9 protein-coding genes are annotated in these 10,495 nt (G+C 64.2%); 1 reads left to right on the top strand and 8 read right to left on the bottom strand.

The features are described 5' to 3' along the window. Window positions 1-37: 37 nt before the first annotated feature. From Q0672_RS10835 to Q0672_RS10815, 5 genes are all read right to left on the bottom strand, one after another. Window positions 38-775, bottom strand: a complete 738-nt coding sequence (locus Q0672_RS10835; RefSeq protein ID WP_298622089.1) for a UDP-2,3-diacylglucosamine diphosphatase — start codon at window positions 773-775, stop codon at window positions 38-40. Window positions 776-799: 24 nt separating this feature from the next. Further along, entirely contained in the window at window positions 800-1,294 is a 495-nt protein-coding gene (locus tag Q0672_RS10830; RefSeq protein ID WP_298622087.1) for a peptidylprolyl isomerase, read from the bottom strand. 30 nt (window positions 1,295-1,324) lie between these two features. After that, complete coding sequence (locus Q0672_RS10825; protein ID WP_298622085.1) at window positions 1,325-1,894, bottom strand: peptidylprolyl isomerase; 570 nt, start codon at window positions 1,892-1,894, stop codon at window positions 1,325-1,327. A gap of 52 nt (window positions 1,895-1,946) precedes the next feature. Beyond that, entirely contained in the window at window positions 1,947-3,017 is a 1,071-nt protein-coding gene (locus Q0672_RS10820; RefSeq protein ID WP_298622083.1) for a L,D-transpeptidase family protein, read from the bottom strand. 125 nt (window positions 3,018-3,142) lie between these two features. Continuing rightward, a complete protein-coding gene (locus Q0672_RS10815) occupies window positions 3,143-4,279 on the bottom strand; it encodes a tetratricopeptide repeat protein (RefSeq protein ID WP_153160356.1) in 1,137 nt (378 codons plus the stop codon). Between the two features lie 211 nt (window positions 4,280-4,490). On the opposite strand from Q0672_RS10815, the gene cysS reads away from it, so the two are divergent. Beyond that, entirely contained in the window at window positions 4,491-5,876 is a 1,386-nt protein-coding gene (cysS, locus tag Q0672_RS10810) for a cysteine--tRNA ligase (protein ID WP_298622080.1), read from the top strand. A 70-nt stretch (window positions 5,877-5,946) separates the two neighbouring features. Here cysS and Q0672_RS10805 read toward each other — a convergent pair whose 3' ends face one another. The 3 genes from Q0672_RS10805 to dnaK form a co-directional block, all read right to left on the bottom strand. Continuing rightward, entirely contained in the window at window positions 5,947-7,101 is a 1,155-nt protein-coding gene (locus Q0672_RS10805) for an ABC transporter substrate-binding protein (protein WP_298622078.1), read from the bottom strand. Window positions 7,102-7,244: 143 nt separating this feature from the next. Then, window positions 7,245-8,375 (bottom strand): molecular chaperone DnaJ, encoded by a 1,131-nt coding sequence (gene dnaJ / locus Q0672_RS10800; RefSeq protein ID WP_153160353.1) that lies wholly within the window; start codon window positions 8,373-8,375, stop codon window positions 7,245-7,247. Window positions 8,376-8,479: 104 nt separating this feature from the next. Beyond that, window positions 8,480-10,414, bottom strand: a complete 1,935-nt coding sequence (gene dnaK / locus Q0672_RS10795) for a molecular chaperone DnaK (RefSeq protein WP_153160352.1) — start codon at window positions 10,412-10,414, stop codon at window positions 8,480-8,482. Window positions 10,415-10,495 lie beyond the last annotated feature (81 nt).

The raw sequence follows: 10,495 nt of genomic DNA, 5'->3' as shown, positions 1-10,495 counted from the left end.
AGCTGATCGGCGAAACGGCACGCCGAAGGCTGTCAAGCTATAGCAGGACGGGACACAGGGCCTGGCGGGCGAGTTGCCCGTCGGCCCAGACCAGGACTTCGCCCTGGTCGTCCTGCCAGTCTGCGAGCACCCAGCGCTCGCAGGCGTGGCCGTCTACGTCGATGGAATGTACCGCCGGGCGGTGGGTGTGGCCGTGGATGAGGCGCGGGAAACCGTGCTCCTGGAGGAGAGCGGCGACGGCATCGGCGTTGACGTCCATGATCGCCGCGGCCTTTTCGGACTTGGCCTCCTCGCTCTTCATGCGCACCCCGGCGATGATCTGCTTGCGCACGGCCAGCGGTTGCATGAGGAACTGGGCCTGCCACGCCGGATTGCGTACCTGCTGGCGGAAGGCCTGGTAGGCGAGGTCGTCGGTGCACAGGCTGTCGCCGTGGCACAGGAGGGCCGGCTGGCCGTCGAGGGAAATCGGGGTTGGATCGGGCAGGAGAGTGAGCCGGGCGCGGCTGGCGAAATCGGCGCCGATCAGGAAGTCCCGGTTGCCCGGCATGAAGAAGACCTGCGTGCCGGCATCGGCAAGGGCGGCGAGCTGGCTGGCGACGCGGGCGCCCAGCGGGTCGTCCAGATCGTCGTCACCGGCCCAGTATTCGAAAAGATCGCCGAGGATGTACAGGCGGCTCGCGGCCCGGGCCGGGCCGGCGAGGTAGCGCTCGAAGAGCGCCGTGAGGGCAGGGCGATCGGCGCCCAGATGCAGATCGGAGATGAAATGGATGTGCATGCGTCGTTCGCCCCGCCTCGTCGATCAGACCACTTCAGCGCGCTGGATGACCACGTCTTCCTTCGGCACGTCCTGGTGGAAGCCGGCGTTGCCGGTCTTCACGCCCTTGATCTTCTCGACCACGTCCATGCCTTCGGAGACTTTGCCGAACACGCAGTAGCCCCAGCCCTGGATGTTCTCGGCCTTGAAGTTGAGGAAGTCGTTGTCGCCCACGTTGATGAAGAACTGGGCGGTGGCGGAGTGCGGGTCCTGGGTGCGGGCCATGGCGATGGTGCCGATGTCGTTCTTCAGGCCGTTGTTGGCTTCGTTCTTGACCGGCGCCTGGGTGGCCTTCTGCTTCATGCCGGGCTCGAAACCGCCGCCCTGGATCATGAAACCGTTGATCACGCGGTGGAAGATGGTGTTGTCGTAGTGACCGGCCTCGACGTAGGCGAGGAAGTTCTTGACGGTTTCCGGGGCCTTCTCGGCGTCGAGTTCGATGACGATGTCGCCGTGGTTGGTAGTGAGTTTGACAGCCATGGGGTGCTCCTGTGGGAAAGGTGATTGGTTTTACTTGGACTGCTTTTCGGGCAGCTGGCGGACCGACTGGATGAGGATCGGGGTCGCCGGCACATCGCGGTGGAAACCGCGGGTGGTGGTGGGTTCCTTGCCGATCTTGCGCACGACGTCCATGCCGTCGGTGACCTTGCCGAACACCGCGTAGCCGTAGCCGTCGGGCGACGGGTAGTTGAGCGGGCGGTTGTTCTCGAGGTTGATGAAGAACTGCGCGGTGGCGGAGTTCGGATCCTGGGTGCGGGCCATGGCGATGGTGCCGGCGTCGTTCTTGAGGCCGTTCTTGCCTTCGTTCTCGATGGGCGCGCGGGTGGCCTTCTCTTCCATCTTGGCGTTCATGCCGCCGCCCTGGATCATGAAGCCGTCGATGACGCGATGGAAGACTAGGCCGTCGTAGAAGCCGCTCTTGGCGTATTCGAGAAAGTTGGCGACCGTCTTGGGCGCCTTTTCAGGGTAAAGCTCGAGCACGATGGTGCCGGCGCTGGTCTTCATCTCGACCAGCGGATTGGCAGCGGCAGCGATCAGGGCCTGGCTGGCGAGCGCGACGGCAAGCAGAATCTTCTTCATGGATGGGCGTTCCTGTTGGGAAGGGAAGGGCGCTGCCGGGGTGGGCAGCGGGTCAGGCGAAACCTTCGTAGACAATCTTCCAGCGTCCGCCTTCCTTCAGCCAGTACTGGCGCTTCTTGAGGACGTTGGAGAGGTTGTTGCTGCGGTAATCCTGCTCGAAGGTGACTACGACGAGATCCTGCTTGCCGGGGCTGCGGAAGACGCTCACCTTGTCGAGCTGGACCTTGATCCAGCTCTTGCTGGCATTGACGGCCTTCTTCTGCTCGGCCCAGCGGACGTAGCCGCCTTCGTTGTTGCGGAAGCTCTTGGAGTAGTGGGCGAGGTAGCGATCCACGTCGCGGCTTTCCCAATCCTTGCGCCAGCTTTCGATCTGCTTGTTGAGCGCCGAGCGTTCGGCGGCCCAGTCGTCAACGCTCAGCCATTCGACCGTGTTGCTGATGATGACCGGCGTCAGGCCGATCTGCAGGTAGCTGGCGAGGGCGTCGAGATCGCGGTTGGTGAGCACCACGCAGCCGTCGGAGGCACGGGGCGGGCGGGAATAGGTGTCGCTGGGTGTGCCGTGCAGCCAGATGCCGTGGCCGTCGCGGCCCTGCTGGCGATCCCATTCGTTGGGGTAGCTGATCGGGAAGGCGCCGTTGCCGTAGAAGTCGGAGAGCTTCTGGCGCGGCAGGTTGGCGGTCACGTGGTACACGCCGACCGGCGTGCGTTTGTCGCCCTCGCGCAGCTTCTCTGCGCCGAGCTTGCCGTGGCTGATGTAGTAGTCGGCCACGAAGCGCGGGCGACCGTTGTCGTTCTGGTAGATGTAAAGCCGGGCGCGCTGGGTGTCCACCACGATGGCGTACTTCTGCTCGGGTTCCATCTGGAGCAGATAGCGCGGCACATAGTTGCTGGGCGGCCGGTTGCGGTAGGCCTTGAGGCGGGCGACGGCCTCCTCGCGCAGGTCGGCGAGCTTGTCGGCCGGTGCGTCGGGCTGATTGCCGAAGGTGGCCAGCGGCCGGGCGCGGGCGAGCAGCAGGTCGCCGCGGATCAGGTGGGCAAGGCGGAAGTTGGGGTAGGCAGTGATCAGCGCGTCGACTTTTTCGAGGGCGCTGCCGAGACGACTCCGTTCGATGTCCTGGAACACGGCGCCTAGCGCTGCGTCGGGATCATTGCCGCGCGCGGGTGCTTCGCTGGCACCCAATGCCAGAAGAGGGCTGCACACTGCGAGCAGTGCCAGCCCTCTGCGCAACGCAGACTGCAATCGTTGCATCAACCGCCAACCCGCTCCTGTTGAATCACCCATTTGCCATCCTGAAGGACAAGATTGAGTGTCTTGTTCGACGAGGTGGACAAGTTGGCAGAGCGATAGTGCTGCCGGAGTTTCACGGTGGCACGATCGCCGGATACGCTGACGACCTTGACGTTCTCGAGGTTGACCTCGATGTCACCCGGCTTGGTCAGGCGCTGGTTGCGTTCTTCTTCCCAGGCCTTGCGGTTCAGGCCCTTGGGCGGCTCGAAATCCTTGGCGTAGTGGCCGAGATAGCCCTTGACGTCCTTCCGGGACCAGGAGGTCGCCCAGCTCTGGACGGACTTGGTGATGGCGGCAGCCTGCGCCGGCGTTTCGTCCTTGGGCTCGGGGCGCTTGGCGGGCTTGGGCTCTTCCTTGACGACCGGTGCCTGGGCCACGGCGACAGGCGCCGGTGCGGTCGGCTTGGCGGCAGGCGGTGCCACCGGGGCGGCGGCGACGGGTTTGGCCGGCGTCGGTGCGGGTGCCACGGCGACCGGTGCCGGTGCGACAGGCTTGGCGGCCGGCGCTGCCGGAGCTGGCGTTGCTGCAGCCACCACGGCAGGCTTGGTCGCCGGTGCTGCGGCAACTGGAGCGGCCGGACGGGTCGTCTTGCCGGTGACGCTCATCATCTCGCGGATCATTGCCAGCTTGTTCTGGGCGACCACGTTGGAGGAATCGAGGGCGAGGGCCTTGTCGTAGGCCTGGCTGGCCAGACGGGCGTAGATGTCGCCGAGGTTCTCGTGGGCCGTGGCGTAGCTGGGATGGGTGCGGATCGCCATCTCCAGCGCATTGCGGGCCTTGTCGTACTGGCGCTGCTGGGCGTAGAGCACGGCGAGGTTGTTGTAGGGCTCTGGAAGCTCCGGGTAGTCCTCGGTCAGCTTCTGGAACACCGCGACGGCTTCGCTGCCACGGTTGAGTTCGGACAGCACGACGCCCTTCAGGAAGCGCACCTGCGCATCCCGCGGCTTGGCGGCGAGGAGTTGATCGGCTTTTTCGAGGGCCTGGGTAAGCTGCCCCTGTTTGACGAGGGTTTGCAGATCCTGCAGGGAGTCCGCCCGGACCGGCCCACAAAGGAGGCTGGCGAGGAGCAGGGAGGCGGCGAGAGCACGTTTTGACATGTGATATGATCCGCCGGCATACGCGGGCGCGCGAAATGGCGTGTTGGTCGGGTTGCTACAAGCCAGCCATTTTATCAAGAAGCGCAGTCGCCGGCCATGAGCGCTTCCCGATTCTCTGCCGCCCGGGCCTTCCATCTGCCCGGACTGGCTCTCTCCCGGCAAGATCCTGCGTTTTTCCCTTCTTTCACTCGGTTTCATTGCGGTCTTTCTCATGTTGAAAATTCATAACTCCCTTTCGCGCAAAAAGGAGCAGTTCAGCCCCATCGAACCTGGCAAGGTACGCATGTACGTCTGCGGCATGACGGTCTACGACTACTGTCACCTCGGACACGCGCGGGTCATGGTGGTTTTCGACATGGTTGCGCGATGGCTTCGGGCCAGCAGCTATAACGTCACGTATGTCCGAAACATCACCGACATCGACGACAAAATCATCAAGCGCGCCCAGGAAAACGGCGAGAGCATCCGTGCGCTCACCGATCGCTTCATCGCCGCCATGCATGAAGACGCCGACGCCCTCGGTGTGTTGCGTCCAGATCACGAACCGCGGGCGACCGAATTCGTCGAACCGATGCAGAAGCTGATCGGTAATCTGGTGGACAACGGCCTCGCCTACAAGGCCACCAATGAAGACATGTGTTACGCGGTGCGCAAGTTCGAGGGCTACGGCAAGCTGTCGGGCAAGTCGCTGGACGAGCTGCGCGCCGGCGAGCGCGTCGAGGTGGCCGGTGGCAAGCACGATCCGCTCGATTTCGTGCTCTGGAAGCACGCCCGCCCCGAAGAACCGGACGAGGTGAAGTGGGCCTCTCCGTGGGGCCCGGGCCGTCCGGGCTGGCACATCGAGTGCTCGGCGATGAGCTCCGAGCTCCTCGGCAATCACTTCGACATCCACGGCGGCGGGGCGGATCTGCAGTTTCCGCACCACGAGAACGAGATCGCCCAGAGCGAGGGCGCGCACCAGTGCAGCTTCGTCAATTACTGGATGCACAACGGTTTCGTGCGGGTGGACGACGAGAAGATGTCGAAGAGCCTCGGCAACTTCTTCACCATCCGCGACGTGCTGAAGGAGTACGCGCCGGAAGTGGTGCGCTTCTTCATCCTGCGTGCCCACTACCGCAGCCCGCTCAACTATTCCGACGCCCATCTGGTCGATGCGCGCCAGGCGCTGTCGCGGCTCTACACCGCGCTACGCAACGTGCCGGCGGCGGATGCCGGTGCGATCGACTGGTCCGCGCCGCTGCCGGCCCGTTTCAAGCTGGCAATGGACGACGACTTCAATACCGCCGAGGCGATCGCAGTGCTCTTCGATCTGGCCAACGAGGTCAATCGCAGCCAGTCGCCCGAAGCCGCGGCGCAGCTCAAGGCGCTGGGGGGCGTGCTGGGCCTGCTGGAGCAGGACCCGTCGGCCTTCCTGCAGGGTGGTGTCGATGCCGCGGGCAGCGACGACGTGGCCGCCATTGAGGCGCGCATCGCAGCGCGGATCGCAGCCAAGAAGGCGAAGGACTTTGCCGAGGCGGACCGCATCCGTGCCGAACTGCTGGCCGAAGGCATCGCGCTGGAAGACGGCCCCCAGGGCACGATCTGGCGCCGCGCCTGACGGGTGTTTCGGTTGCAGCAAGAGAAAGGGCGCCGCGAGGCGCCCTTTTTCATGGCGGAGGCGTGAGCGTTCAGCGCAGCACGCGCCCGTCCCGGCCGAGCACGGTGAGATCCACGAAGCGTGAGCCGTTGTGGTTGCTTGCCGAATAGCTCACCTTGTAGCCGCCCAGGTCGAAGGGCGTGCTCTCGAGGGTGTTGACGAGCTTTTCGCGGCTGAGATCGCGGCCGGCCTTCTTCATGGCTTCGGCGATCAGCTTGGCGTTGATGAAGCCCTCGATGCCGTAATAGCTGTAGTTGCTGTGCTTGGCGAAGGCCTGAATGGCCTTGTGGTATTCCTTGGCGACTGGCTGGGTGTCGTTCCAGGGGTAGGGCATGACCTGGGAGATACCGACGCCGTGGGCATCCTTGGCGCCCATTTCGCCGACCAGCAGATCGGCGCCGATGGGCGAGAGGGTCGAGAACTGGGGAATCTGGCCGGCCTTGCGCATCTGCCGGATGAACTCGGCGGTGGGCTTGTAGAGCGTGATCATGATCACCGCCTGGGGATTGGCCTTGGCGATCTGGGTAACGGCGTTTTCGACCTGCAGGGAGTTGCGCTCGACCGAACCCTCGGCTACCGGCTTCAGCTTGTGGTGGGCGAGCGCTGCCACGACGCCATCTTTGCCCGACTTGCCGAAACCGTCGTTCTGGTAGAAGACTGCGATGTTGGTGATGCCAAGGCCGACCAGATGATTGACGATGGCCTCGGTTTCATCGGCGTAGCTGGCGCGCAGGTGGAACATGTAGCGATTGACCGGCGAGCGCAGGCTGCCGGCACCGCTGATGGTACCCAGAAGGGGTACTTTGGCTTCGGAAAAGACCTTCATCGCCTCGGTGGTGGGCGACGAACCGTAAAAAGCCATCAGCGCGAACACCTTGTGTTCGTTGATGAGCTTGCGGGTGTTGGCGACGGTCCGCTCGGTTTCGTAGCCGTCGTCGAGGGTGACCAGTTCGACCTTCTTGCCGTTGATCCCGCCGTTGGCGTTGAGCTGGGCGAAGTAGGCGAGGGCGCCTTCCTTCATTTCCTTGCCGTAAGCGCCGTTGGGGCCTGAGAAAGGCGCCGACATGCCGAGGGTGATGGTCGTGTCGGTGATGCCGGGATCCGCGGCGAGGACGCTGCCCGACGCAGCGAAAGCGAGTCCGGCGCAGAGGCTGGCCAGGCTTGTCTTGATGGACTTGATCAGCATGGTTTGTCGTTATTTTCTGTCAAAAGTTGGTGCGCGCCGGCCAGTATAGGACAAAGAAATCGGTTTCGGAAAAGGACACGGGCCGACGTTCTGCAACGTCGGCCCGCGGTTCTGGATATTGCGGTGCAATATTTTCAGCCGGATCAGCTGCTGAAGAAATCCTTCACCTTGTCCATCCAGGATTTTGCCTTCGGGTTGTGCCGTTCGGCATTGCTCGAGGCGATCTCGCCGAACTCGCGCAGCAGCTCCTTCTGGCGATCGGTGAGCTTGACCGGCGTCTCGACGATCACGTGCACCATCAGATCGCCCGGCGCATGGGTGCGCACGTTGCGGATGCCCTTGCCGCGCAGGCGGAAGACCTTGGCGCTCTGGGTTTCCGCCGGGATGCGGATGTTGGCTGCGCCGTCGAGGGTCGGGATCTCGATCTCGCCGCCGAGGGCTGCGGTGGTGAAGCTGATCGGCATCTCGCAGTGCAGGTCGTCGCCGTCGCGCTGGAAGACCGGGTGCTGCTTGATGTGGATTTCCACGTAGAGGTCGCCGGCGGGGCCGCCATTGACGCCTGGCTCGCCCTGGCCACCGTGACGCAGGCGCATGCCGTCGTCGATGCCCGCGGGGATCTTCACTTCCAGGGTCTTCTGGCGTTTGACGCGGCCAGCGCCGCCGCAGGTGGTGCAGGGCTCGGGAATGATCCGGCCGCTGCCGTGGCACTTGGGGCAGGTCTGCTGGATGGAGAAGAAGCCCTGCTGGATGCGCACCTGACCCGCGCCGCCGCAAGTGGGGCAGGTCTTGGGCTGGGTGCCGGGCTTGGCGCCGCTGCCGTGGCAGGTGCCGCATTCTTCCTGGGCCGGGATGCGGATGGTCTTCTCGGCGCCGCGGGCGGCTTCTTCGAGGGTGATCTCGAGGTTGTAGCGCAGGTCGGCGCCGCGATAGACGTTGGAGCGTCCGCGACCGCCACCACCGCCGCCACCGAAGATGTCACCGAAGATGTCGCCGAACGCATCGGCAAAGCCGTCGAAGCCCTGACCGCCGCCGCCACCGCCCATCTGCGGGTTGATCCCGTCGTGGCCGTAGCGGTCGTAGGCGGCGCGCTTGTTGGCGTCGGTGAGGATCTCGTAGGCCTCCTTGACCTCCTTGAACTTCTCCTCGGCTTCCTTGTTGTCCGGGTTGCGGTCCGGGTGGTACTTCATGGCCAGCTTGCGGTAGGCCTTTTTCAGCTCGTCCTCGGAGGCGTCGCGATTGACGCCGAGGACTTCGTATAAATCCCGTTTCGCCATTTTTGGGTGCTCTGGCTATCTTGTGGAAAGGCCGAGCCGAGCGGTGCGCGGGGCACCGGCATGGCTCGGCCGGGTCGGTCAGGTCAGCTTTTCAGCTGTGGTGCTTACTTCTTGTCCTTCACTTCGGTGAACTCGGCGTCCACCACGTCCGGGTCGTTGGACTTGGCGCCACCGGCGGAGGCACCGGCACCACCTGCCGCACCGGCAGCACCCGCTTCGGCCTGGGCCTGGGCGTAGATGTGCTCGCCGAGCTTCTGGCTGACGGCGCCGAGGGCTTCGCTCTTGGCGTCGATGGCGGCCTTGTCGCCGGACTTGATGGCTTCTTCAGCTTCGGCGATGGCGGCTTCGATCTTGGCCTTGTCGTCGCCGATCTTGTCTCCGTGCTCGGCCAGGGCCTTCTTGACCGAATGGACCAGGGTGTCGAGCTGGTTGCGGGCGTCGACCAGTTCGTGGGCCTTCTTGTCTTCCTCGGCGTGAGCCTCGGCGTCGCGCACCATGCGCTGGATCTCTTCATCCGACAGGCCGGAGTTGGCCTTGATGGTGATCTTGTTTTCCTTGCCGGTGGCTTTGTCCTTGGCGGACACGTGCAGGATGCCGTTGGCGTCGATGTCGAAGGTGACTTCGATCTGCGGCATGCCGCGCGGCGCCGGCGGGATGTCGGACAGGTTGAACTGGCCGAGGCTCTTGTTGCCGGAAGCCATCTCGCGCTCGCCCTGCAGCACGTGGATGGTTACGGCGGACTGGTTGTCGTCGGCGGTGGAGAACACTTGCGAGGCCTTGGTCGGGATCGTGGTGTTCTTCTGGATGAGTTTGGTCATCACGCCGCCCAGGGTTTCGATGCCCAGCGACAGCGGGGAGACGTCGAGGAGCAGCACGTCCTTGACTTCGCCCTGCAGCACGCCGCCCTGGATGGAGGCGCCAACGGCGACGGCTTCGTCCGGGTTCACGTCACGGCGCGGATCCTTGCCGAAGAACTCCTTCACCTTCTCGATGACCTTCGGCATGCGGGTCTGGCCGCCGACGAGGATCACGTCGTCAATGTCGGAAACCTTCACGCCGGCGTCCTTCAGGGCCACGCGGCAGGGCTCGATGGTGCGCTCGACCAGGTCTTCAACCAGCGACTCGAACTTGGCGCGGGTGATCTTCAGCGCCAGGTGCTTCGGGCCGGTGGCGTCGGCGGTGATGTAGGGCAGGTTGATCTCGGTCTGCTGGCCGGAGGACAGCTCGATCTTGGCCTTTTCGGCGGCTTCCTTGAGGCGCTGCAGGGCCAGCACGTCGTTCTTCAGATCGACGCCTTGTTCCTTTTTGAACTCGGTGACGATGTAGTCGATGATGCGCTGGTCGAAGTCTTCGCCGCCCAGGAAGGTGTCGCCGTTGGTGGCCAGCACTTCAAACTGGTGCTCGCCGTCGATGTCGGCGATTTCGATCACGGAGATGTCGAAGGTGCCGCCGCCAAGGTCGAACACGGCGATCTTGGAGTCGCCCGGCTTCTTGTCCATGCCGAAGGCCAGCGCAGCCGCGGTCGGCTCGTTGATGATGCGCTTCACTTCGAGGCCGGCGATGCGGCCGGCGTCCTTGGTGGCCTGACGCTGGCTGTCGTTGAAGTAGGCCGGCACGGTGATGACGGCTTCGGTGACTTCTTCGCCGAGGTAGTCTTCGGCGGTCTTCTTCATCTTGCGCAGCACTTCGGCGGAAACCTGCGGCGGGGCGATCTTCTTGCCACGCACTTCAACCCAGGCGTCGCCGTTGTCGGCCTTGCAGATGGTGAAGGGCATCAGGTCGATGTCCTTCTGCACTTCCTTTTCCTCAAAGCGGCGGCCGATCAGGCGCTTGACCGCGTAGAGGGTGTTGCGAGCGTTGGTGACGGCCTGACGCTTGGCCGGCGCGCCGCACAGGATCTCGCCGTCGTCAGCGTAGGCGACGACGGACGGGGTGGTGCGCGCACCTTCGGAGTTTTCGATGACCTTCGGCTTGCCGCCTTCCATCACGGAAACGCAGCTATTGGTGGTGCCGAGGTCGATGCCGATGATCTTGCCCATGAGTTTTTCCTTGAATTTGAATGCTGTTTGGTGGCGGGTCGGTCAGGCCGGCCCGCTGCTTGTTAGCGAATATGGGGATGC

The sequence above is a fragment of the uncultured Zoogloea sp. genome (assembly GCF_937894855.1).
In the GTDB taxonomy this organism is placed as follows: domain Bacteria; phylum Pseudomonadota; class Gammaproteobacteria; order Burkholderiales; family Rhodocyclaceae; genus Zoogloea; species Zoogloea oryzae.
This window is presented reverse-complemented; position numbering and strand designations above follow the sequence as displayed.

Coding starts and splice junctions, on each gene's coding strand:
- Q0672_RS10835 (WP_298622089.1), bottom strand. CDS start 775: ATGCACATCCATTTCATCTCCGATCTGCATCTGGGCGCCGATCGCCCT.
- Q0672_RS10830 (WP_298622087.1), bottom strand. CDS start 1,294: ATGGCTGTCAAACTCACTACCAACCACGGCGACATCGTCATCGAACTC.
- Q0672_RS10825 (WP_298622085.1), bottom strand. CDS start 1,894: ATGAAGAAGATTCTGCTTGCCGTCGCGCTCGCCAGCCAGGCCCTGATC.
- Q0672_RS10815 (WP_153160356.1), bottom strand. CDS start 4,279: ATGTCAAAACGTGCTCTCGCCGCCTCCCTGCTCCTCGCCAGCCTCCTT.
- cysS (WP_298622080.1), top strand. CDS start 4,491: ATGTTGAAAATTCATAACTCCCTTTCGCGCAAAAAGGAGCAGTTCAGC.
- Q0672_RS10805 (WP_298622078.1), bottom strand. CDS start 7,101: ATGCTGATCAAGTCCATCAAGACAAGCCTGGCCAGCCTCTGCGCCGGA.
- dnaJ (WP_153160353.1), bottom strand. CDS start 8,375: ATGGCGAAACGGGATTTATACGAAGTCCTCGGCGTCAATCGCGACGCC.
- dnaK (WP_153160352.1), bottom strand. CDS start 10,414: ATGGGCAAGATCATCGGCATCGACCTCGGCACCACCAATAGCTGCGTT.